The organism is Pseudoflavonifractor intestinihominis, from assembly GCF_040096055.1.
Lineage (GTDB): Bacteria > Bacillota > Clostridia > Oscillospirales > Oscillospiraceae > Pseudoflavonifractor > Pseudoflavonifractor intestinihominis.
The window spans coordinates 87,108-109,782 of record NZ_JBBMFK010000012.1; the positions used below are offsets into that span (position 1 = coordinate 87,108).

The following is a 22,675-nucleotide window of genomic DNA, read 5'->3' on the forward strand; positions in this document are numbered from 1 at the left end:
TTCTTATTCGTACAGAGGGTGTTTGGCGGTCAGCTCGGCCACCTTGGCGCGGATGGCGTCGGCCTGGGCCTCGAAGTCGGTGGCGGCCTGCCAGATCAGGCGGCCCACCACTTTCATGTCCTCCTCGTCGAAGCCTCTGGTGGTGGCGGCGGGCACGCCCACCCGGATGCCGCTGGTGACAAAGGGCTTCTCCGGGTCGTTGGGGATGGCGTTCTTGTTGACGGTGATGTTCACCTCGTCCAGCCGGTGTTCCAGCTCCTTGCCGGTGACCCCCGCCTTGCGCAGGTCTACCAGCATCATGTGGTTGTCCGTGCCGCCGGAGACCAGGTCAAAGCCGGACTCCATCAGGGACGCGGCCATGGCCTTGGCGTTGCGGAGCACCTGCTCCTGATAGGCCTTGAACTCGGGCTTCATGGCCTCGCCCAGGGCCACCGCCTTGGCGGCGATGATGTGCTCCAGAGGGCCGCCCTGGCTGCCGGGGAAAATGGCGGAGTCGATCTTCTTGGCCAGCTCCTCCTTGCAGAGGATCATGCCGCCCCGGGGACCCCGGAGGGTCTTGTGGGTGGTGGTGGAGACCACGTCGGCATAGGGCACCGGATTGGGATGGAGGCCGGTGGCCACCAGGCCGGCCACGTGGGCCATGTCCACAAACAGGTAGGCTCCCACCTCGTGGGCGATGTCGGCGAAGGTCTTGTAGTCGATGAAGCGAGGATAGGCGGAAGCGCCGGCCAGGATCATCTTGGGCTTGTGCTTCTTGGCCAGGTCCCGGACCTGATCGTAGTCGATGAAGCCCTGGTCGTTGATGCCATAGGCCACAATGTTGTAGTTCTTGCCGGAGAAGTTGACGGGAGAGCCGTGGGTCAGGTGGCCGCCGTTGGACAGGTCCATGCCCAGGACCGTGTCGCCCAGGTTGCACAGGGCCTGATAGACCGCGTAGTTGGCGTTGGCGCCGCTGTGGGGCTGGACATTGGCATGGTCCGCGCCGAAGAGCTTGCAGGCCCGCTCCCGGGCGATGTTCTCCACCACGTCCACGCACTGGCAGCCGCCGTAGTACCGCTTGCCGGGGTAGCCCTCGGCGTACTTGTTGGTGAGCACCGTGGCCGCGGCAGCCAGCACCGCCTCGCTCACAAAGTTCTCGGAGGCGATGAGCTCGATGTTTCTCCGCTGGCGGTCGTACTCAGACCGGACGGCAGCCCCAACTTCCGGGTCTTGCGCGGCCAGAAATTCCATGATATCCTTTACCATGACGATCTCCCCCTGTTTTTTCGTTGAATCGGGATGCACCTCTCCTGCCCACAGGCGGTACAGAGGGCGGCCAGACGCCGTCCGCGGCACCCCGCAGGGGACATCTGTCCAAATCCCATATGGGATATTATACCGAATCGATGCTGTAATTACAATCTTCTTTTTCTGGCGTACAAATCAAGCCAAAATGTCTTTGAGGTGATAAAGCGATGAAGTCTGAACAGGATGTCCTGGCCATTGTGGAGGAGCTGAAAAAGCTCTACCCTGAGGCCATCTGCTCCCTGGATTACCAGAAGCCCCACGAGCTTCTCTTTGCCACCCGGCTGGCCGCCCAGTGCACCGATGAGCGGGTCAACAAGGTCACCCCCGGGCTCTACGGCCGTTTCCCCACCCTGGAGGCCCTGGCCAACGCCGACATCAGCGAGGTGGAGGAGCTGATCCACTCCACCGGCTTCTTCCGGGCCAAGGCCCGGGACATTGTGGCCGCCTCCCGGATGCTGCTGGACGAGTATGGCGGCGTGGTGCCCGACACCATGGAGGATCTGCTCCGCCTGCCCGGCGTGGGCCGCAAGACCGCCAACCTGATCCTGGGCGATGTGTACCACAAGCCCGGCGTGGTGGTGGCGGACACCCACTGCATCCGCCTGTCCGGCCGTCTGGGTCTGACCGACGGCACCAAGGACCCGGCCAAGGTAGAGGCTCAGCTGCGGAAAATCCTCCCACCGGAGGAGTCCAACGACTTCTGCCACCGGCTGGTGCTCCACGGCCGGGCGGTCTGCATGGCCCGTGGGCCTGAGTGCGCCAACTGTACCCTGCGCCCCTGGTGCGACTTTTACTCCGGCTCCTGCTAAGCGCGCTTACAACACAGCCCGGGTCCCTGCGGTAAACGCAGGGACCCGGGCTGTTACAGCATCTTCAGGATCTCCTTCTTCAGCCGGGAGATGATTCGCTTCTCCAGCCTTGAGATATAGGACTGGGAGATGCCCAGCAGGTCGGCCACCTCCTTCTGGGTGCGCTCCGGCCTGCCGTCCAGACCGAAGCGCATGGTGATGATCTGCTTCTCCCGGCCGTCCAGCTTCTCCATGGCCTCCAATAACAGCTGGCGGTCCACGTCGTCCTCAATGGGCTTCATCACCACGTCGTTCTCCGTGCCCAGGATGTCGGAGAGCAGCAGCTCGTTGCCGTCCCAGTCGGTGTTCAGCGGCTCGTCAAAGGATACCTCGCTTCTCAGGCCGGATGTTTTGCGCAGGTGCATCAGAATCTCATTCTCAATGCACCGGGAGGCGTAGGTGGCCAGCTTGATGTTCTTGGCAGGCTTGTAGGTGTTGATGGCCTTGATGAGTCCGATGGTGCCGATGGAGATCAGATCCTCAATGCCCACGCCGGTGTTCTCGAACCGGCGGGCGATGTACACCACCAGGCGCAGGTTCCGCTCAATGAGTTGGGACTTGACCGTCTCCTCTCCCCTGTCCAGCCGTGCGATCAGCTCCGCCTCCTCCCCCTTGGAGAGGGGCGGCGGCAGGGTATCGCTTCCGCCGATGTACATGATCTTTCCCGGCAGCTTTATCCCAAGCCGGGCCAGGATGCGCTGGACCCGGACATACCAGCGCAGCTTCCATCCTCGCATACTCCATCCTCCCTCTCTGTTTCCCGTCAGGCCCCGATCAGGGCGCTGTATCCCCCGCCGTCCGACAGCCGGTTGGGTGACAGCGCCACCAGAATGCCCCCGTAGTCCTCTGTCCCCACCTGGACCCGGTCCATCCGGACCGCCAGCAGCATACCGCACGCCACCCCCACCGCCTGGTAGGGCAGCAGACGGCAGCGGCTCCGCAGCGGACCGTCCGCCATATGCTCCAGAGCCGACACCGGATCGGCCAGGGCCGCCGGGTCGGGAACTGCATCCGCTGGAAAGAGGCCGGACAGCTTCTCTCCCTCCGCCACCATGACGGGCCGGTTGGTGGCCGGATCGGTGAGGGTGTTGCCCGTATCCACCAGGGCGGTCAGCACGGCTTTTTTCTCCCCCAGCGTCACCACCGCGGGCCGCAGCTCCCGCCGGGCTGCGCTGTGCCCCCCGGTCCGGCGCAGCACCAGGCTAATGACCACGTAGCACCCGGCTGCTGAAAGAAGGATCAGTTTTAAATCCATGGCGGAGTAGAAGATGCCGTTTTTCAGGCTCAGTCCCCTGCCCCCCAGCAGCTCAATGGCGAAAATTCCGCCGCCGAAGGCCGCCGCCACCGCGAAGAAAATCAACCCCGTCCGCAGCAGCCGCCTGCTGCTTCCAAAGGCACACAGCAGCATGAGCACCGCAGCTCCAAGCTTGCACAGCGGGTGAAGCAGGAACCCCATACCGGGCAGAAAGACCGCAGCGGCATATCCCCCGCCCAGAGCTGCTCCGGCGGCCAGAGCCGGACGGCGGATGACCGCGCCGGACAGCCGGGCAGCGGCCAGCAGCAGCAGGTAGTTGACCACAAAGTTGAGGAGAAACAGGGAGTCTATGTATACGACCGTCATGTCCTCCCCCCTCCGCCATTGCTCAGCAGACCTTATTATACCGGCCCGGCCCTTCAAAAAAGGTCAAATCCGGGACGGGCCGGAAAAGAATGCCGACAAGCATTTTTCCTTGTCAGCAAAAAGCCGGGTATCCGCGGCTGTTCGCAGATACCCGGCTGTGTTCCGGTCCCCTTTTTCTCGCTGCGGCGTAGAATGATACATGAGAGGAGGCGCCGCCTTGTCAAAGCAACAGGGGTCTTCCGGCGAGCTGCTGCCTGTTCTGGCCTCTTTGGTGTCCGTCCAGCTGTCCCGGGCCCTGCCTGACCAGGATCTGGCGCTGACCGCCGCATTTTTTACCGCCCTCGGCGACAATCTGGCCCTGATCGCCACGGGCCGCAGCCAGCCGGAGCAATCGCAATAGACAGGAAAGCGGCGTGGCCGGAGTATCGGCCACGCCGCTTTTTCTGCAAGGCGGAAAAGCTTTACACCCAGCTCTCCTCGATCTCATGCTTCTTGGCCCTGGTCATCAGCTCGGTGATGACCACCCTGGGGTCTTTCCCGTGGTAGAGCACCTGATAGGCGGCCTCGGTGATGGGCATCTCCACGCCGGTCTTGTCCGCCAGGGCCTTGGCCGTGGCGGCAGCGTAGTAGCCCTCCACCACAGCGCCGATCTCCTTCACCGCCTCGGGCACCGGAGTGCCCTTGCCGATGAGGATGCCGCAGCGGCGGTTGCGGGAGTGCATGGAGGTGCAGGTGACGATCAGGTCGCCCACGCCGGCCAGACCGGCAAAGGTCTCCTTCCGTCCCCCCAGCGCCTCGCCCAGCCGGGCGATCTCGGACAGGCCCCGGGTCATCAGGGCCGCCTTGGTGTTGTCGCCGAAGCCCATGCCGTCGCACACGCCGGCGGAGAGGGCGATGACGTTCTTCAGCGCCGCAGCCAGCTCCACGCCCACCACGTCGTCGGAGGCGTACACCCGGAAGCGGGGGTTCATGAACAGATCCTGGACCAGCTCGGCCGCCGCCTGGTCCCGGGAGGCCGCCACCACGGTGGTAGGCACGTGCCGCCCCACCTCCTCCGCGTGGGAGGGGCCGGACAGAGCCACGATCTTGAAGTCCTCCCCCACCTCGGACTCGATGACCTGGGTCAGGGTCAGAGAGGTGTCCTTCTCGATGCCCTTGGACACAGAGATCAGGATGGTCCCGGGGGTAAGCAGGCCGGCCAGCTTCCGGGCCGTCTCGCGGACAGCAAAGGAGGGCGTGGCCAGTACCACCGCGCCGCAGCCCGCCACGCAGGCCATATCGGCGGTGAACTTCAGCTCCGCAGGCAGGGGAACCCCCTTGAGCATGGGGTTCTCCCCCGTCTCCTGCAGCACCTTGGACTCAGCAGGATTGTAGGACCAGAGGGTGACGTCGTGGCCGTTCTCCAGCAGGACCATAGCCAGGGCCGTACCCCAGCCGCCAGAACCAAGAACCGCAATTTTCATGTCAATGACCTCCTTGATGGGCGTCCCGCCGCTCCCATGGGGCGGGCGCTTTCAGGCGTATTGTTTCCGCCGTCAGGATTTTTTATGGTGGAAGCTGAACTTGGACTCCTCGCCCTTGAGAATGCGCTTGATATTCCCCCGGTGCTTCCAGAGGATCAGGCCGCCGCAGACGATGGCCAGCACCAGGATGATCAGGTCCTGATAGACAAACCAGCTCACAAAGGGAAAGGACAGGCCCGCCCAGCAGGAGCCCAGGGACACCCACTTGGTGATGATGGCCAGCACCAGGAAGCCGCCCCACACCACCAGCGCCACCCGCCAGTCCATCATGATGGCGATGGTGCCGCCGGAGAGGATGCCCTTGCCGCCCTTGAACTGGAACATGCAGGGGAACATGTGGCCCAGCAGGCAGAAGGTGCCTGCCCAGTATTTGCCCAGGGCGATGATCAGCGCGTCGTCGGCCACAAAATACTTGGCGGCCAGGATGCCAACCCACACGGCCACAATGGCCTTCAGCACATCGGTGAGGATGACCACCAGGGTCAGCGGTCCGCCGAAGGTGCGGTAGAAGTTGGTCAGGCCTGCATTTCCGCTGCCGTGCTTGCGGACGTCATCCCGCAGGATATACTTGGAGACGATGACCGCGCCGTTGAAACAGCCGCAGAAATAGGCGATCACCGCAACCACCAGGGCCGGGAGCACAAAACCGGGGCCCATCTCCGTGAGAAGCTCCACACTCATCTCGTCAGTCCTCCTTATCGCCCTTCTGCCGCACAGTCAGCACCACGGGGGTGCCCTCCAGGCCGAAGGTATTCCGAATCTGGTTCTCGATATAGCGCTGATAGGAGAAATGGAACAGCTGAGCGTCGTTGCAGAAGACCACAAAGTGGGGCGGCTTGATGCCCACCTGGGTCATGTAGTAGATCTTCAGCCGGCGGCCCTTGTCCGTGGGCGGCTGGACCCGGGCGGTGGCGTCGGCCAGGACGGTGTTCAGCATGCCGGTGGTGATGCGCATGGCGGCCTGGTCGTTGACATAGTTGATGAGCTCAAAGAGCCGCTCCACCCGCTGGCCGGTCTTGGCCGAGATAAACAGGATGGGCGCGTAGGTCATGTAGGCCAGATCCCGGCGGACATCCTGCCGCATCTTGTCCATGGTCTTGTCGTCCTTTTCGATGGCGTCCCACTTGTTGACCACGATGATGCAGGCCTTGCCCGCCTCGTGGGCCAGGCCGGCCACCTTGGTGTCCTGCTCGGTAACGCCCTCCTGGGCGTCGATCATGATCAGGCACACGTCGCACCGCTCAATGGCCATGGTGGCCCGGAGCACCGAGAACTTCTCGATCCGGTCGTCCACCTTGGACTTCTTCCGCATGCCCGCCGTGTCGATGAGGATATACTTGCCCTTGTCGTTCTCATAATAGCTGTCGATGGCGTCACGGGTGGTGCCCGCCATGTTGGAGACGATCACCCGCTCCTCCCCCAGGATCCGGTTGATGAGGGAGGACTTGCCCACGTTGGGCTTGCCGATGACAGCCACCTTGATCACATCGTCCTGCTCCTCCACCTGGTCCTCCGGGGGGAAGTACTGGAAGCAGGCGTCCAGCAGGTCGCCGGTGCCGTGGCCGTGGACGGCGGAGACCGCGATGGGGTCGCCCAGGCCCAGATTGTAGAACTCATAGATGTCCGGGTTGGTCATACCCACCTGGTCCATCTTATTGACCGCCAGCACCACAGGCTTGCCGGACCGGAGCAGCATGTTGGCCACCTCCTGGTCCGAGGCGGTGAGACCGCTCTTGATGTCGCAGACAAAGACGGTCACGTCGGCGTTGCGGATGGCGATCTCCGCCTGCTCCCGCATGAAGCTGAGGATCTCGCTGTCGGTGTTTGGCTCAATACCGCCGGTGTCCACAATGTCGAACTTCCGGTTCCGCCACTCGCACTCGGCATAGATCCGGTCTCTGGTGACGCCCGGGGTGTCCTCCACAATGGACAGCCGCTGACCTACCAGTCGGTTGAAGAGCATGGACTTGCCCACGTTGGGCCGGCCCACAATTGCTACCAGGGGCTTCATCAAATATCACACCTCTCTCAGGGAGAACAACTGTAAAGTCATCTTCCCTGTCAATCAATCGGTTTATCTTCCGGCGCCGGGGTTATAGCAGTAAAACTCCTCGCCGCCGCCCAGCGGAGGGCCGGGCTGGGGTTCGGGGCTGTCCAGCCCCAGCATGGCGTCCAGCAGGACGCCGCCGTCCTGCTCCACCGGGACGATGGGCACGCCCAGGGTCTCTTCGGCCTGGGCCACCGTCACGTCGTCCAGGAACACCTGCTCGCCGGAGCGGAGCATGTTGGCCGGGATGAGCAGCCGCTCTCCCAGGTCCTTTCCCTTCAGCTGGTCCATCAGGTCCCGGCCGGTGACCAGTCCGGCCACGTTGATGGTCTCGCCGAAGAAGCGGTTCACCACCGGGTAGACTACGCCCCGCACACCGGGACAGCGGGCCTGGAGCTTCTCCAGCAGGGCGGCGATGTGGGGCGCAGCAGACACGCCGGTGGCAACGGAAAAGGGCGGCGGAGTCTCATCCCCCTCCAGAGCAAACATGGCGCCCTGGAACTCCACTTCCAGCAGGCGGAGCATGCCCACGCCGTTCTCCAGCTGGGTATACTCCTCATAGTACTCGTCCTCGGGCAGCGGTCTGCCCGCCTTCAGGTAAAACTCATCGGAGCACCAGACCAGGGACGTGCCCAGCTTGTCCATGCACCGCTTGGCAAAGGCCTCCACCTGGTCCAGCACCGCCCCGGCGGTCTCCGCCGTGTAGCCGTCCAGATGGCACAGGCCCTCCCGGAATTTGGTCAGTCCCACAGGCACCACTGAGACGCTGTTCACCTGGGGATAGAGCCCGGCCAGGTCGGCGAGGGTGCGCTCCAGGGCCGGGCCGTCGTTGACGCCGGGACAGGAGACAATCTGGCAGTTCATGGTGATGCCCGCCTGGGCAAACCGCTTCATCTGTTCCAGGCACTTCCCCGCGTTCCGGTTTTTCAGCATCTCGGTACGCAGGGCCGGGTCGGTGGCGTGGACCGAGACGTTGATGGGCGAGATGTGCAGATCCATGATCCGCTGCTGCTCCCGCTCCGACAGGTTGGTCAGGGTAATGTAGTTGCCCATCAGGAAGGAGAGCCGGGCGTCATCGTCCTTGAAATAGAGGGTCTCCCGCATCCCCGGCGGCATCTGGTCCACAAAGCAGAAAATGCAGTTGTTGGCGCAGGATCGGGCCCTGTCCATCAGGTAGGTCTCAAAGTTGAGGCCCAGGTCCTCCCCCTCCTCTTTGCGGACCCGCACAGTGCGGGTATTGCCGCCTGCCTCGGTGAGGGTGAGCTCCAGGCGGGCGTCATAGGTATAGTATTTGTAGTCCATCACATCCACAATGGGATGGCCGTTGACCTTGGTCAGGGTCTCCCCGGGATGGATGCCCGCGTCCCAGGCCGGGCTGCCCGCGTCCACGGAGCGAATTACGGTAAGGCTCATGGTCGTTGCTCTCTTCCTGTGTGTATTCCGCCTCCAACGGTTCGGAGACATACTGTTCTTATTTTACCCGATTTCCACGCAAAAAGAAAGAGGGGTTCCCCCCTCTTCTTTTTCTTGCTGTTCGGTTTTACTTCGCAGCCTCGGCCTGAGCCTTGCCCATCTCATGACCATTGTAGGTCAGGCAGGACTTGCACATCCGGTGAGGCAGACGAAACGCGCCGCACTTGGGGCAGGTCGTGGTATTGGGGGTCTCCAGCTTCCAAACGGAGCTGCGACGCTTATTCCGACGCTGCTTGGATACTTTACTCTTAGGAACCGCCATGGTGACACCTCCTTAGGCTATGCCCGGGCGGGCATGAATTACTTACTCAGGCTGGTCCAGTAACTGAGCCAGCTTGGCCAGACGCGGGTCAACCTCGGGCTTGCACCCGCAGGGGCCGTTGTTGAGGTTCGCGCCGCATTTGGCGCAAAGGCCTTTGCAATCCTCTGAGCAGAGATGCTTGGTATCCATGGCGAGAATGAATGCCGTCCGCGCAATCTCGCCCACATCCACCTCGTCCCCGTCCAGCAGGACGATGTCATCCTCATTCTCCTCGTCCGCCAGCTCAGTGGCCAGAAGAGCTTCCAGAGGAATCCGGGTCTCGCGGGAAAAGGGCTTCAGGCAGCGGTCGCACCGCAGCTCCAGAACCGTGTCCGCCTCTCCCTCCAGAAGAAGGGCGCCGGCCATATTCCGGACGGTACCGCTGACATGAATGGGATGTGCCGCGGGCCGCTCCCCGTTCCACTCCAGATCGGACAGGTCCATCTGGAAGTCGAACGGAATGCTTGCGCCGGGCGCCGGGATAATCTTACGCAGATTTAAACGCATGGTACACCTCGCACAATGACACAGATGGTATTATAATAAAAACCTCGGCTATTGTCAAATACTTTCTTCAAATTTTTCTTAAAATGTGATAGAATAACCCGAGCAGCTGTAAAGGCAATCTGATTCCCCCGTTTTTCGCCCTTTACAGATAGAAAATCAGGCCGTGTTTTCGGCCGGCCTCACCGGAGAAGATGATTTATGAAGGAATTTACCATAAAAAAGAATGACGCGGGGCAGCGGCTGGACCGCTGGCTGGGCAAGACCCTCCCCCTCCTCCCCGCGCCCCTGGCCCAGAAGTACATCCGCCTCAAGCGGGTCAAGGTCAACGGCAAGGGCTCCGCCCGGGACTACCGCCTCCAGGAGGGGGACCTGCTCCAATTATACATCAACGACGAGTTTTTTGATACCCCCACTTTGGAAAACGCCTTTCTCTCCGTGTTCAAGCCCCGGCTGAACATTGTATACGAGGATGAGAACCTGCTGCTGGTGGACAAGCAGCCCGGCATCGTGGTCCACCCCGACGAGACGGAGCGGGTCAACACCCTCATCACCCACATCCAGGCCTACCTCTACCAGAAGAAGGAGTGGAGCCCCTACAAGGAGAACTCCTTTGCACCCGCCCTGTGCAACCGGATCGACCGCAACACCGGCGGCATCGTCATCGCGGCCAAGAACGCCGAGACCCTGCGGATCATGAACCAGAAGATCAAGGATCGGGAGATCGACAAATTCTATCTGGCAGTGATCTTGGGTAAGATGACCCCGCCGGAGGGCAGGCTGGAGGGCTTTCTGGTAAAGGACGAGGTCAAGAAGCAGGTGACGGTGTACCACCGCCCGGTGCCCGACGGCAGGACTGCCCTCACTGTGTACAAGACCCTGAAGGTGGGCAACGGACTTTCCCTGGTGGAGTGCGAGCTGCTCACCGGCCGCACCCACCAGATCCGCGCCCAGTTCGCTGACGCCGGGCACCCCCTGCTGGGCGACGGCAAGTACGGTCGGGAGCGGGACAACCGCCGCTTCGGCCGCACCAATGGCCAGGCCCTCTACTCCTATAAGCTCACCTTCTCCTTCCCCACCGACGCGGGAATCCTCAACAACCTGAAGGGCAGGACCTTCACGGTGGAGCACGTGGATTTTGTGGACGAGTACTTCCCCGGACTGTGAGCACTGATTTCCTCTTTTTCCTGATTATACTGCTTTTCCGCGCGTCTGGCGGGATTAAGCGGGGTTCTTCTCCGCTTTTTTCCCTCAGACGCGCTTTCTTTCCATTTTCCATGGAAAAATCCCGTAAAATTTTGCGGTTTTTTATTGACTTTCCCATGGGGAAAATATATGATTATCACGTCTGTAGGGACGTGCCCGATTCAACCATGTGGGGTGCGTCTTTTTTCCTGTCTGCTGTAATTTTAGAGAGAAATGGGGGAGGATACATGGCCAAAGAGTTGATTCGTCTGTCAGACTGCGTCATGAAGTATGACGACGATATTATCCTGGACCACCTTAACCTTTATATCAACGACAAGGAATTCCTCACGCTGCTGGGGCCCTCCGGCTGCGGCAAGACCACTACCCTGCGGATCATCGGCGGGTTCCAGAAGCCCACCTCGGGGGACGTGTTCTTCGACGGCGTGCGGATCAACGACGTTCCGCCTCACAAGCGGAAGGTCAATACGGTCTTTCAGAAGTACGCCCTGTTCACCCACATGAACATCTTTGAGAACGTGGCCTTCGGCCTGCGCATTGCCAAGGTGCCCGAGCCGGAGATCCGCACCCGGGTGGAGGAGGCCCTGGCCCTGGTGAACCTGGCCGGATACGGCAAGCGGTCGGTCAACTCCCTGTCCGGCGGCCAGCAGCAGCGAGTGGCCATCGCCCGCGCCATCGTCAACCGACCCCAGGTGCTGCTGCTGGACGAGCCCCTGGGCGCCCTGGACCTGAAGCTGCGCAAGGACATGCAGATCGAGCTCAAGCGGATCCAGCAGCAGGTGGGCATCACCTTTATCTACGTGACCCACGACCAGGAAGAGGCCCTCACCATGTCGGACACGGTTGTGGTCATGGACAAGGGCAACATCCAGCAGATCGGCACCCCTGAGGACATCTACAACGAGCCCAAGAACGCCTTTGTGGCCGACTTTATCGGCGAGAGCAACATCATCGACGGCATCATGCACGAGGACAAGGTTGTGGGCATGTACGGCAAGAAGTTCCCCTGCCTGGACAGCGGCTTCGCCCCCAATGAACCGGTGGACGTGGTCATCCGGCCGGAGGACATCGACATCGTCCCCGTGGAGCAGGGCCAGCTCACCGGCACCGTCACCGAGGTCACCTTCAAGGGCATGCACTACGACATCATCGTGGACTTCCGAGGCTTCAAGTGGCTGATCCAGACCACCGACTTCTCCCCTGTCGGCTCCCGCATCGGCGTGAAGATCGACCCCGACGGCTTCCATGTCATGAAGAAGAGCCGGTACTCCGGCATGTTCGGCGACTACAGCTCCTACAGCGAGGAGTACGACGAGCTCAACGAGGACACTCCGGAGGGCGGCGATGAAGAGTAAGGGTATCGCCATCCCCTATGTGGTCTGGATGGCCATTTTTGTGGTGGCCCCCCTGGTTGTTGTGGTGGTATACGCCTTCACCAACCGGGACTGGAGCGCCACCCTGGACCACTTCACCACTCTGGGACAGTATGCCGGCGTGTTCGGCCGGTCCTTCCTGCTGGCCTTTGTGGCCACCATCGTGTGCATTCTCATCGGGTACCCCCTGGCCTACTTCCTGGCCCGGGAGCGGGGCCGCCTGCGGGGCATGGCCATGCTGCTCATCATGCTGCCCATGTGGATGAACTTCCTCCTGCGGACCTACTCCTGGGTGTTCCTGCTGGAGCGCAACGGCTTCTTCAACAACCTGCTCTCCGCCATCGGCCTGCCCAGGCTGGACATCATCAACACCTCCGGCGCGGTAGTGCTGGGCATGGTGTACAACTTCCTGCCCTTCATGGTGCTGCCCATCTTCTCGGTCATCGAGAAGATCGACCCCAGGGTCATCGAGGCCGCTCAGGACCTGGGCGCCGACAGCCTGACCGTGTTCCGCCGGATCACCTTCCCCCTGTCCCTGCCCGGCGTGCTCTCCGGCATCACCATGGTGTTCATTCCCTCGGTGTCCACCTTTGTTATCTCCCGGCTGCTGGGCGGTGGCAAGACCCTGCTGCTGGGCGACCTGATCGAGGTGCAGTTCCTGGGTTCGGCCTACAATCCCCATCTGGGCAGCGCCATCTCCCTGGTAATGATGGTGATCGTGCTGATTTGCATGGGTGTCATGAACCGCTTCGGCGAAGGTGAAGGGGAGGCGGTGCTGCTGTGAAAAAGAATGGCCCCCTCTCCCGCCTCTTTATCCTGCTGGTCTTTCTCTTCCTGTACGCCCCCATCTTCGTGCTCATCGTGTTCTCCTTCAACGACTCCAAGAGCAACGCAGTGTGGGGCGGCTTCACCCTGGACTGGTACGTCCAGCTCTTCCAGAACGACACGGTGCTCAGCGCCCTGCGGACTACCCTGCTGGTCTCCTTCCTGGCCACCCTCATCGCCACCGTGGTGGGCACCGCCGCGGCCATCGGCTTCTACAACATGAAGCGGCGGCCCCGGGGCATCTTCCTGGGCATCAACAACATCCCCCTGACCAACGCCGACATTATCACCGGCGTGTCCATGATGCTGCTCTTTGTCTTCGCGGGCCAGGCCCTGGCCTCCCTGTCCGGCTGGCTCAACAATCTGGACTGGGTCATCAACGCCAACCTGTGGTTCGACCTGGGCTTCAACCTGGGCTTCGGCACCCTGCTCATCGCCCACATCACCTTTGACATTCCCTACGTCATCCTGTCGGTGATGCCCAAGCTGCGGCAGCTGGACCCCAACATCGCCGAGGCCGCCCAGGACCTGGGCGCCACCAGCCTGTACGCCTTCCGCAAGGTGGTGCTGCCCGAGATGATGCCCGGCGTGGTCAACGGCGCCCTCATCGCCTTCACCATGAGCATCGACGACTTTGTCATCAGCTACTTCACCGCCGGCAGCCAGGAGTCCACCCTGTCCATGGTGGTGTACTCCATGGTGCGCCGCCGGGTGAGCCCGGAGATCAACGCCCTGTCCACCCTGATGTTCGTGGCGGTGCTGGTGCTGCTCATTGTCATCAACCTGCGCCAGGTCCGCCAGGACGCCAAGGAGGCCAGGCGGCGGAAGGTGCTGGGCGCTCCGCCCGCGGCCCCCGAGAGCATCATGGATATTACAGCGGAAAACGTGGGCCGCGAGCCCGGAGAGCGCTGAACCCCCGCGCCGCGTGAAAGGAGATTGGGAACCAAAGTGAAAAAACTGCTTGTCATGGCCCTGGTTCTGTCCCTCACCGCCGGGCTGCTCACCGGATGCGTCCGCAGCCGGGACGATGTAGGCGGCGACACCGGCTCCAACGTGGTCAACGTATATAACTGGGGCGAGTATATCGACGAGTCCGTACTGGACGACTTTGAGGCCGCCACCGGCATTAAGGTCAACTACCAGATGTACGACAGCAACGAAACCATGTACTCCAAGATCGCCGGCGGCGGGGCCAACTACGATGTGGTCATCCCCTCCGACTACATGATCGCCCGGCTGATCTCCGAGGACCTGCTGGCCCCCCTTGACTTCGACAACATCCCCAACTTTGCCGACATCGACCCGGCGCTGAAGAATCCCGCCTATGACCCGGAGAACCTCTACTCCGTCCCCTACATGTGGGGCCTGATGGGGGTCATCTACAACACCAAGGCCGTGGACGAGGAGGACCTGGGCAGCTGGGACCTGCTGTGGAACGAGAAGTACGCGGGCGACATCCTCATGATCGACAACTCCCGGGACGCCATCGGCATCGCCCTCAAGCGTCTGGGCTACTCCTACAACACCACCGACGAGTCCCAGATCCGTGAGGCCGTGGATCTGCTGGTGGACCAGTGGCCCATCGTCCAGGCCTACGTGATGGACGATATCTTTCAGAAGCTGGAGGGCGCCAACGCCTACGTGGGCACCTACTACTACGGCGACTACCTCACCATGTACGAGAACAACCCGGACCTGGGCTTCTATATTCCCGAGGAGGGCACCAACATCTACGTGGACGCCATGTGTATCCTGAAGGACGCCCCCAACAAGGCCAACGCCGAGGCTTTCATCAACTATATGTGCTCCACCCAGGCCGGACTGAAGAACTGCGAGGCCATCTGGTACTCCTCTCCCCTGCTCTCCGTCCGCGAAGCGCTGGACCCGGAGATCGCCGACGACCCCTACGCTTACCCTGACGCCGACATCATGGCCAAGTGCGAGAGCTACGCCGGCCTGCCTCAGAACATCCTGGACCTGTACGACAGCGAGTGGATCCGGCTCAAAACCACCACCGGCAGCTTCTGGGGTCTCTTTTAAGCAGATATTCGTCCCTGCCGGGAATGGAAAATGGCCGCCTTCGGGCGGCCATTTTCCGTTTTCATCTGCCGCTTGCGCGGCCGTCCATACCGGTGTAAAATACTGTCTGTTGGCGCGGCTTTCTGCCGGCACAGCGAGAGCCGCAGTTTTTCCGAGAGGATGAAGTTTCCATGTCAATTGAAATCGGTATGACAGGCCGGGCGGAGACCGTTGTCACTGACCGGAACACCGCGCTGGCGGTGGGCAGCGGGGCTCTCCCCGTGTTCGCCACTCCCATGATGGCCGCCCTGATGGAGGCCGCCGCCATGGATGCGGTGGCCACCGGCCTGGAGGAGGGCCAGGGCACCGTGGGCACCCGTCTGGACATCACCCACGACGCCGCCACACCTGTGGGCATGAAGGTACGGGCAGAGGCCAGGGTCACCGCCGTTGACGGCAGGCGTATTTCCTTTACAGTTTCCGCGTGGGACGAGGCCGGCCCCATCGGCAGCGGTACCCACCAGCGCTGCATCATCTCCAACGAAAAGTTCCTGGCCCGGACCAATCAGAAAAAGGAGGCGCCCCATGTCAATTGAAGCAGTACGCACCTACTTCCGCGCCCTGGGCCGGGAGCAGGATATTCTGGAATTTCCCGTCTCCAGCGCCACGGTGGAGCTGGCCGCCCAGGCGGTGGGCGTGATCCCCGCCCGCATCGCCAAGACCCTGTCCTTCTCTGTCGAGGGCGGCTGCGTCCTCATCGTCTGCGCCGGGGACGCCAAGATCGACAACACCAAGTTCAAGGCCATGTTCCACTGTAAAGCCAAAATGCTGACAGCTGATGAGGTGTTGGCGTTCACCGGCCACGCGGTGGGCGGCGTGTGTCCCTTCGGCATCGACAATCCCGCCGTCACCACCTATCTGGACGTATCCCTCCGCCGCTTCGACACGGTCTACCCCGCCGCCGGCTCCTCCAACTCCGCCATCCAGCTCACCTGTGACGAGCTGTCGGAGTATGCCCACAGCGCCGGCTGGATCGACGTGTGCAAGAACTGGCAGCCGGAGGCGTAACGGCGCTCCCACACACGCCCACTGTTTTGTCCCGTGACATTTTCCCACAGACGGGATATACTAGTGCCAAGATACAGAAAGGCAGGGATCTCTCATGCGGGAATACCTGAAAAACATGAAAATCAGCTACTTCCTGGCCGCTATCCTCTATATTGTCCTGGGTCTGGTTCTCCTGATCTGGCCTGACATCACCGGCAGCCTGGTGTGCTTCGCGTTCGGCCTGGTCCTCCTGGTCTACGGTGTCATCACCATCATCAGCTTCTTCGTCCATGACAGCCGCCAGGGCTCCTTCCGTCTGGAGCTGTTCCTGGGCATTGTGGCCGCCGGCGTTGGCCTGGTGTTCCTCATCCGGCCCGACATCGTGCTCTCCATCCTCCCCGTGGTGCTGGGCATCTATATCGTCATCGACGCCCTGCTCAACCTGAAGCGGGCCATTGACCTGAACCGGATGAACTATTCCCACTGGTGGGTGGTGCTGATCCTCTCCCTGGTGTCCGCCGCCTTCGGCGTGCTCATCCTCTGCCGTCCCCTGTTCCTGGCGGACGTCATCTTCATGGTCATCGGCGCCGTGCTGATCTACACCGGCATCTCCGACCTGTGGGGCCTGTTCAAGCTGGGCCGGGTCGCCAAGGAGCTGCGCAAACTCCACCCCATCGAGGTGGACCCCATCGACATCGAGTAAACCCGATTTTCCGCAAAAAAATGGCTCCTCTCATGTGAGAGGAGCCATTTTTTTAATCTCTTCCCGCCATCCGCTGCGCCAGCCCGTCGGCCAACGCTGCAAACTCCGAGATCCCCAGCCGTTCGCCCCGCACGTCGGCGGGCAGGCCGCAGGCGGCGATGGCGTCCCGCAGCTCATCCTTGCTCAGCTGATTCCCGTAGGCGGAGGACAGGGCGTTGAGCAGGGTCTTGCGCCGCTGGGCAAAGGCCGCCCGCACCAGCCGGAAGAACTGCTTCTCGTCCTTCACCTCCTCCGGCGCGGGCCGGGGCACCAGCCGGATCACCGACGAGGTGACCTTGGGCGCGGGGATAAAGCAGTCGGGCGGCACGTCGAAGAGCAGCTCCGGCGCGGTGTGGTACTGGCAGTAGACCGAGAAAGCGCCGTAGTCCCCGCTGCCCGGCGCGGCACAGATCCGCAGGGCCACCTCCCGCTGGATCATCACCGTGATGGCCTGGAAACAGCCCGCCTCAATGAGGGCGGTCAGCACCGGCGTAGTGATATTGTAGGGCAGATTGGCGCAGGCCAGAGGCTTCAGGCCGCCCATCTTCTCCGCCACAAGGGCGGCGATGTCCAGCTTCATGATGTCTCCCGGCACGATCTCCACGTTATCCCGCCCGGCCAGCGTCTCGGCCAACACCGGAAGCAGCGCCTTGTCCAGCTCCACTGAAACCACCCGTCCGGCCCGCTCCGCCAGCCGGACGGTCAGGGGTCCGATGCCCGGGCCGATCTCCAGTACGCCGCAGTCTTTATCGGCGCCGGAGGCCGCCGCGATGTCCCGGGGAACCCGGTCCTCGATCAGAAAGTTCTGCCCCATGCTCTTGGAAAAACGGAATCCATGCCGTCCCAGCAGGGCCTTGATGTCGTTTACATTACAGAGGTCCATGACTCATCCTCGCTTCTGTTTGCTTCTACAAGGATTATATCAGGCTCTCCCCTGTTTGTCACCGTTTTCTTCCCGTCCTGTCCCGCCGTCTTGCCGTGCGCAGGCCGCCCCGGCTCCGGCTGTTGGCATACACCAGCCAGAGGGCGGTGAGCAGCATGGTGAAATTGGCCTGATTCCGCCAGAACAGCAGACCGCCCAGCGCCAGGATCCCCACCCTAGTAATCCAGGACAGCGCGGCCGCCAATCCGTCCGCGGCTGCTTCGGGCAAAAAAATTCCGGCCAGGCTGCGCACCGCCCGACCGCCGTCCAGTTGGGACATGGGCAGCAGGTTGAAGCCCGCCAGGCCCAGATTCAGCCCCGCAAAGACCCACAGTGCCTCTCCCCCGCCCCGCTCCGCCCATCGGGCCGCCGCCAGGGCCGCCGCCGTGTTGGCCACAGGCCCGGATACCGCCGCCAGGAACTGAGCCGTATGCCCCAGCGGTCGGGTCCCGGAGAGGACCAGCTCCGCGCCGGTGACCGACAGCCTGAGTCCGGCGATCTTCCCACCCAGGACCCAGATGGCCGCACAGTGGGCCAGCTCATGGAGCAGGCAGGCTATCCCGGCCAGCAGCAGCGTTCCGTCCTCGTCCAGATACCACAGCAGCGCTGCCAACAGCAGAAAGCCGCCCGATACCTCAGCTCTCCCCCACCTCAGCATGCCCACCTCACGCGCTGGGGATATAGTAGAGGGGGTTGAGCAGGATTCCCTCCTTCTTCAGTTCAAAGTGTAGGTGGGGCCCGGTGGCGTTCCCCGTGGCGCCGGACAGGGCGATCACGTCGCCCACTGACACCGTCTGCCCCTGCTGCACCAGCAGTTCACTGCAATGGGCATAAAAAGAGGTGACGCCGTTTCCGTGGTCGATCTGGGTGTACAGGCCGTAGACCGGGCTGTCTCCGATATAGTCCACCACGCCGTCCGCAAAAGCTTTTATGCTAGTGCCGGTGTTGACCGCCAGGTCCACACCGTTGTGGAACTTCTCCTCCTCGTCCACCGGGTGCTCCCGCCAGCCGTAGGGCGAGGACACCCACCAGCCCTCCGCTCCATCCACAGGCGAGATGGTTGCAGCCAGACCCAGGTTATACTGGTCCATTGTGGCGTTGGCAGGCAGCGCCGGGCCATCGTAGTCCACGTGGATGACGTCCGGTACCGGCGTGGGCTGCACCGCGTCCTCTGCCGCGTCAGGCTGGGGCTGGACGGTATCCTCCGCAGGCGTTGGGCTGGCCACTGGCTGCTCCTCCGCAGGTGCTTCTTCCGCCGGAGGAGCAGCTGTGTCCAACTCCAGATCCAACATACCCTGGACCGTCACGCCGCCCTGGAGTTTGGCCACTGTCTCCGTGTAGAGCGGCAGCGGCTCCCAGCCGCTGTCCGGTAGCTCCACCTGTTCCCCGCCAAATACGTCGATCCACAGCGCCCCCAGGGTATCCAGTACCGGCTCTCCCTCCGAGATGGACTGCCCCAGGCTGGCAAATGCCGCCCGGAAGTCCGTGTCGCCCTGGATCACCTGGACGATTTTCTCCCGGGCCGCCAGCATCTGCTCTGGGAACACACCCTTGCCCACAAACACCACCAGGAACAGTGCAATGCACACGCCCAGCTGGACCAGCCTCCGGCACTCTCTGGGCGCCAGCGCCACCTTTTTCCCGCTCCGCCGTTCTGCCGGCCTACCCTGCCGCCGCTCCCGCCGCTTTTCCCACTGACGATATGCGCTCTCCATGCCCTGTGTCCTCCCCTTCTCTGGCGTACCGCAACCGCTGCCCGTCCATTTTCCTGTGTATTATCCCTATTCGCTTTCCGCCTGTCTTATGCGGAAAATATCTCCCTGGCAGCGGAAAAATTGCCTTGACATTTGGCGGCAAAATCACTATAATAAATTGCAGTCTGTACAGGACATGTTCTTTGCAGTGCAGGCAGGAAGTTCATATCCGGGTGTGGCGAAGCTTGGTATCGCGCTTGGTTCGGGTCCAAGAGGCCGTGGGTTCGAATCCCGCCACTCGGACCAAAAGAGGATAATCCGAACTGCATCTTCCGTGTGGGGGATGCGTTCGGATTTCTTCTTTTTACTGAAAACTTAAATTTGACCCGATAAACAAAAAAAAGGCGAACCTTCCTTCTAGCCGAGGAAAGTTCGCCCTTTTTCGATTTATTTTTGTCGAATTCCGGTGTATGATAGGAACCATAGCAGTTCTTTTGCAGACCTCCTTGTGTTTTCGTTTTTAATGTAGATCACAGCTTACAGGCAATCACTTGGTCTTTTGGTTCTTGGCCTGCTCAGCCTGCCACTGAGCAAATCGGCGCTGCCCTTCTTCGCTGGCGTAAAACTTTTCGATCTCCGGCAGTAGCACACGGGCCAGCGCCTCCATCTCATGCTGCGGGATGCCGGTACCATAATCGTTCAGCTTTTTCTTTTTACCGTTCTTCAATAGGCCGCTCCTCTCTCCCGTGGTCTCCACGGGCATATACATCTAACACTTCCTTGGGGATACGATCCAGCACAGCGACGGCATCCGCATAGTCTCGCCGCAGTTTGGCGTCGGCCAGCTGCTTCAATGTGCTTTCTTTGGTGGCCTTGTCCAGAGACTGCTCCAGCTGTGCGTTCTCCTGTTTCAGCTTTTTGTTCTCGGCGGTAGTGGCCGTGAACACCACCTGATACTTCTTCATCGTGGTGTGCATCTGCTCCACCGCCGGGATATACTTGTCCAGCAGTGCCGCAATCTCAGCAGCTCTGCTTTTGGCGTTAAATGCTCCAATACCGGCCAGCAGTTCCTCCAGCTTGGCTTTCTGCTTGGTCAATCGGGTCATCTCCTTGAACACCCTGGGTGGAATGTGGTCCCGCCCAGTCTGACTGGCACTCTCGCCACGCTCCAGTTCCGGGTATGTTTGGACCATGTGGGACCAGAAGTTGTCCTGCCACTGGGTCAGCTTTTTCTTATTGCCGACGATTTCCTTGGCGCTCAGCCTACCGTCCGCAGTCAGCGGGACAAAAGAAAGGTGCATATGGGGCGTTTTCTCGTCCATATGCACCACGGCGGATATGATATTCGCTTTATTCTGATGCTGCTCAAAGAATCGCAGGGCCTCCTCAAAGTAGGCTCGAACCTCTGCCCGTTTTTTTCCTTTGAAAAACTCCGGGCTGGCCGTAAACAGCACCTCCACCACCCGAACGCTGTCTTTTCGGGTGCAGCAGCCAGCGGCGACAATCTGTTTTTCTGCCTCTGTGCGGTATCGCTGCACCGGCTTCACTAGATGAAAATTGTACTTGCTTCTACTAACGTCCACATCGGGGTTGCTGGCGTATTTTTCCTTGGTGCGCTCATTGCGGGCCTCAATGTTCCCGATTTCCGGCCCCTTGTACTTGGCAAACCGCATAATCCCATATTGTGCCTGATCCATGTTTGACCCCTCCTGTTTGATAGACAAATTGCTGTATAAAGAGTGAAGAGCCGTCAATCACTGCGTACGTGCGTACATGGTCAGCGCCGCCACTCCTCCGGCACATCTTCCGGTACGCACGTACGCAGCGAATCACCGGAAAACACCGACATATTGTTTCTCACCAGCACCTCGATGCCCAGGAATCCACGCACACGCCGACCGGCGGCATTGGTCACATTGTTGCAGTATTCCAGATGGTAGCGGCTCTGGTTGGCGATGAGAGCATCGCTGAAGCTGCGGGGTTTTAGCGAAAGCAGGCTGTTTTCGGTGCAGAAAATCTGATATGCCTCGTACAGCTCCTTGGAGCTGGCGGAAGCATCGGCTTTCAGCCGGATATATCCGTCCGAATCCAGAAAATCGAACACATTGTTGTTGTCCCGTTTGACTGCCTCCCGGTTTTCTCTGGTGCGCTCACTTTCGGTAAACTTGAAGTTGTTGGCTGCCAGCCGCTGTAACCCCTCAAAGGCCCAGAGCAGGATGCCCTCCACCTCGGCCTTCATCTTTTCGGCCAGATCTGGGTCATCCACACGGTTAGCAGGCTTGTCCTTTGTGGTTAGCACCAGCTGGCGGCGATAAAATCCGTCGCTCCGGTCAAACAGTGCCTGCAAATCTCCGTTGGAGAAGGCCAGCAGCCGGGCGCACATCCATCCCTGATAGCTCTGCTTGCCCTTGCGCTCCAAATCCATCTTGCCCTGGGCGGTAACAATGGATTTTACATAGTTGGTCTGGCGCAGGGCCTCCATCCGCATATCGTCGTCCACGCACAGGAGGATATGCTCCAGGTCCGCACGGGCAAATCGGTTCTCCGATACCTTTCCTATACTGCCGTCCTTCATATTCACACCGAATAAATGCCCCATTACAGCGCCAATCTGGCTCTTGCCTTCACCACCGTTCCCCTTGAGAATCATCATCCTTTGGCCCTTATTGCTGGGAATCAGGCAATAGCCGATATACTCCTGCAAGGTGGGAATGTCCTCCAGGTGAAGCAGGCCATCCAGAAATTGCAGCCAAAGGACGGGCTTCGGAGCGTTAGGATGGTAGGCCACAGGGAAACGGTTGCGGACAATATTAGGTTTGCTTTCCTCAAAGGTACCGTCCAGGAATAAGGTGCCGTTTGCCAGATGAATCCGATCCGGCTCCGGTGGAAAATCCTCCACCAGCGCCGCCAGCTTCATCAGCTCTACAATGTTGCTGATTTTGCGGGGGACGTTGCTGACGGCGCAACACTTCAATTCCTCAAAGATTTCTCCCCGCAAAGGCAGTTCATCGGTGACACGGCCTTCTGGCGTGAAAAAAGCCCCGTTTGTGAAGATGATCTTGTGTGTCTGCAAGAACTCCTCACAAAACAGGGCTTCGTTAATGCTTTTTCCATCGAACCAGATAGGCATTCCCTCAGGCTTCTGTTTATTTTTCATGGATCTATCCCTCCTTAAAGTGTGGTAGGTTTCTGCCTGTCTGCCTGAATATACGAAGAAAAAGGCTATAGACCTAAAAAACAGGC

The 22,675-nt window shown here is 60.9% G+C and carries 25 protein-coding genes and 1 tRNA gene; 11 read left to right on the forward strand and 15 right to left on the reverse strand.

Annotated elements, in window-relative coordinates:
• Positions 1-3: 3 nt before the first annotated feature.
• A complete protein-coding gene (gene glyA, locus WMO64_RS08820) occupies positions 4-1,245 on the reverse strand; it encodes a serine hydroxymethyltransferase (protein WP_349231732.1) in 1,242 nt (413 codons plus the stop codon).
• Positions 1,246-1,454: 209 nt separating this feature from the next.
• On the opposite strand from glyA, the gene nth reads away from it, so the two are divergent.
• Positions 1,455-2,096, forward strand: a complete 642-nt coding sequence (gene nth / locus WMO64_RS08825) for an endonuclease III (protein ID WP_349231733.1) — start codon at positions 1,455-1,457, stop codon at positions 2,094-2,096.
• A 53-nt stretch (positions 2,097-2,149) separates the two neighbouring features.
• On the opposite strand, the gene sigE is transcribed toward nth, so the two are convergent.
• On the reverse strand, positions 2,150-2,872 hold the full coding sequence (gene sigE, locus WMO64_RS08830; protein ID WP_294522097.1) for an RNA polymerase sporulation sigma factor SigE: 723 nt from the start codon (positions 2,870-2,872) through the stop codon (positions 2,150-2,152).
• A 26-nt stretch (positions 2,873-2,898) separates the two neighbouring features.
• Positions 2,899-3,756 carry a sigma-E processing peptidase SpoIIGA gene (locus WMO64_RS08835; protein ID WP_294522100.1) on the reverse strand — a complete coding sequence of 286 codons (858 nt, stop codon included), beginning with the start codon at positions 3,754-3,756 and terminating at the stop codon, positions 2,899-2,901.
• Between the two features lie 217 nt (positions 3,757-3,973).
• Between WMO64_RS08835 and WMO64_RS08840 the strand changes: the two genes are divergently transcribed.
• The gene (locus WMO64_RS08840; protein ID WP_294522103.1) at positions 3,974-4,156 is read left to right on the forward strand and encodes a DUF6774 domain-containing protein; all 183 of its coding nucleotides are present in this window, start codon (positions 3,974-3,976) and stop codon (positions 4,154-4,156) included.
• A gap of 61 nt (positions 4,157-4,217) precedes the next feature.
• On the opposite strand, the gene WMO64_RS08845 is transcribed toward WMO64_RS08840, so the two are convergent.
• The 6 genes from WMO64_RS08845 to WMO64_RS08870 all read right to left on the reverse strand — a co-directional run bounded on the left by WMO64_RS08845 (position 4,218) and on the right by WMO64_RS08870 (position 9,607).
• Positions 4,218-5,219 carry an NAD(P)H-dependent glycerol-3-phosphate dehydrogenase gene (locus tag WMO64_RS08845; RefSeq protein ID WP_349231734.1) on the reverse strand — a complete coding sequence of 334 codons (1,002 nt, stop codon included), beginning with the start codon at positions 5,217-5,219 and terminating at the stop codon, positions 4,218-4,220.
• A 72-nt stretch (positions 5,220-5,291) separates the two neighbouring features.
• The gene (locus tag WMO64_RS08850; RefSeq protein WP_349231735.1) at positions 5,292-5,960 is read right to left on the reverse strand and encodes a glycerol-3-phosphate acyltransferase; all 669 of its coding nucleotides are present in this window, start codon (positions 5,958-5,960) and stop codon (positions 5,292-5,294) included.
• A 4-nt stretch (positions 5,961-5,964) separates the two neighbouring features.
• Positions 5,965-7,290: a ribosome biogenesis GTPase Der gene (der, locus tag WMO64_RS08855; protein WP_294522111.1), complete on the reverse strand. Its 1,326-nt coding sequence runs from the start codon at positions 7,288-7,290 to the stop codon at positions 5,965-5,967.
• A gap of 63 nt (positions 7,291-7,353) precedes the next feature.
• Positions 7,354-8,739, reverse strand: a complete 1,386-nt coding sequence (locus WMO64_RS08860; RefSeq protein WP_294522114.1) for a DUF512 domain-containing protein — start codon at positions 8,737-8,739, stop codon at positions 7,354-7,356.
• 127 nt (positions 8,740-8,866) lie between these two features.
• Entirely contained in the window at positions 8,867-9,061 is a 195-nt protein-coding gene (gene rpmF, locus WMO64_RS08865; RefSeq protein ID WP_040646773.1) for a 50S ribosomal protein L32, read from the reverse strand.
• A 42-nt stretch (positions 9,062-9,103) separates the two neighbouring features.
• Complete coding sequence (locus WMO64_RS08870; protein WP_277216173.1) at positions 9,104-9,607, reverse strand: YceD family protein; 504 nt, start codon at positions 9,605-9,607, stop codon at positions 9,104-9,106.
• Positions 9,608-9,805: 198 nt separating this feature from the next.
• Between WMO64_RS08870 and WMO64_RS08875 the strand changes: the two genes are divergently transcribed.
• From WMO64_RS08875 to WMO64_RS08910, 8 genes are all read left to right on the forward strand, one after another.
• Positions 9,806-10,771 carry an RluA family pseudouridine synthase gene (locus WMO64_RS08875; RefSeq protein ID WP_349231736.1) on the forward strand — a complete coding sequence of 322 codons (966 nt, stop codon included), beginning with the start codon at positions 9,806-9,808 and terminating at the stop codon, positions 10,769-10,771.
• A 266-nt stretch (positions 10,772-11,037) separates the two neighbouring features.
• Entirely contained in the window at positions 11,038-12,165 is a 1,128-nt protein-coding gene (locus WMO64_RS08880; protein WP_294522128.1) for an ABC transporter ATP-binding protein, read from the forward strand.
• Positions 12,155-12,967, forward strand: coding sequence for an ABC transporter permease (locus WMO64_RS08885; protein WP_349231737.1), 813 nt, complete (start codon positions 12,155-12,157; stop codon positions 12,965-12,967). Before WMO64_RS08880 ends, WMO64_RS08885 begins: the two co-directional genes overlap by 11 nt.
• Entirely contained in the window at positions 12,964-13,920 is a 957-nt protein-coding gene (locus WMO64_RS08890) for an ABC transporter permease (protein WP_294522133.1), read from the forward strand. Before WMO64_RS08885 ends, WMO64_RS08890 begins: the two co-directional genes overlap by 4 nt.
• A gap of 36 nt (positions 13,921-13,956) precedes the next feature.
• Positions 13,957-15,048, forward strand: a complete 1,092-nt coding sequence (locus WMO64_RS08895) for an ABC transporter substrate-binding protein (RefSeq protein ID WP_294522136.1) — start codon at positions 13,957-13,959, stop codon at positions 15,046-15,048.
• Between the two features lie 170 nt (positions 15,049-15,218).
• On the forward strand, positions 15,219-15,623 hold the full coding sequence (locus WMO64_RS08900) for a thioesterase family protein (protein WP_294522139.1): 405 nt from the start codon (positions 15,219-15,221) through the stop codon (positions 15,621-15,623).
• Complete coding sequence (locus tag WMO64_RS08905) at positions 15,613-16,095, forward strand: YbaK/EbsC family protein (RefSeq protein WP_294522143.1); 483 nt, start codon at positions 15,613-15,615, stop codon at positions 16,093-16,095. The genes WMO64_RS08900 and WMO64_RS08905 overlap by 11 nt, the downstream gene beginning before the upstream one ends.
• A gap of 94 nt (positions 16,096-16,189) precedes the next feature.
• Positions 16,190-16,777: an HdeD family acid-resistance protein gene (locus WMO64_RS08910; protein ID WP_349231738.1), complete on the forward strand. Its 588-nt coding sequence runs from the start codon at positions 16,190-16,192 to the stop codon at positions 16,775-16,777.
• A gap of 52 nt (positions 16,778-16,829) precedes the next feature.
• Here WMO64_RS08910 and rsmA read toward each other — a convergent pair whose 3' ends face one another.
• The 3 genes from rsmA to WMO64_RS08925 are packed head-to-tail and all read right to left on the reverse strand — an operon-like array spanning position 16,830 to position 19,453.
• Entirely contained in the window at positions 16,830-17,699 is an 870-nt protein-coding gene (gene rsmA / locus WMO64_RS08915) for a 16S rRNA (adenine(1518)-N(6)/adenine(1519)-N(6))-dimethyltransferase RsmA (RefSeq protein WP_349231739.1), read from the reverse strand.
• Between the two features lie 58 nt (positions 17,700-17,757).
• Entirely contained in the window at positions 17,758-18,351 is a 594-nt protein-coding gene (locus WMO64_RS08920) for a site-2 protease family protein (RefSeq protein ID WP_349231740.1), read from the reverse strand.
• 52 nt (positions 18,352-18,403) lie between these two features.
• The gene (locus tag WMO64_RS08925) at positions 18,404-19,453 is read right to left on the reverse strand and encodes a M23 family metallopeptidase (RefSeq protein ID WP_294522155.1); all 1,050 of its coding nucleotides are present in this window, start codon (positions 19,451-19,453) and stop codon (positions 18,404-18,406) included.
• Between the two features lie 208 nt (positions 19,454-19,661).
• Between WMO64_RS08925 and WMO64_RS08930 the strand changes: the two genes are divergently transcribed.
• Positions 19,662-19,738: transfer RNA gene (locus tag WMO64_RS08930), tRNA-Pro, on the forward strand.
• 241 nt (positions 19,739-19,979) lie between these two features.
• Here WMO64_RS08930 and WMO64_RS08935 read toward each other — a convergent pair.
• From WMO64_RS08935 to WMO64_RS08945, 3 genes are all read right to left on the reverse strand, one after another.
• The gene (locus WMO64_RS08935) at positions 19,980-20,159 is read right to left on the reverse strand and encodes a hypothetical protein (RefSeq protein ID WP_204886078.1); all 180 of its coding nucleotides are present in this window, start codon (positions 20,157-20,159) and stop codon (positions 19,980-19,982) included.
• Positions 20,146-21,129 (reverse strand): MobV family relaxase, encoded by a 984-nt coding sequence (gene mobV, locus WMO64_RS08940; protein WP_349231741.1) that lies wholly within the window; start codon positions 21,127-21,129, stop codon positions 20,146-20,148. Before mobV ends, WMO64_RS08935 begins: the two co-directional genes overlap by 14 nt.
• A gap of 80 nt (positions 21,130-21,209) precedes the next feature.
• Entirely contained in the window at positions 21,210-22,589 is a 1,380-nt protein-coding gene (locus tag WMO64_RS08945; protein WP_349231742.1) for a DNA primase family protein, read from the reverse strand.
• Between the last annotated feature and the right edge of the window lie 86 nt (positions 22,590-22,675).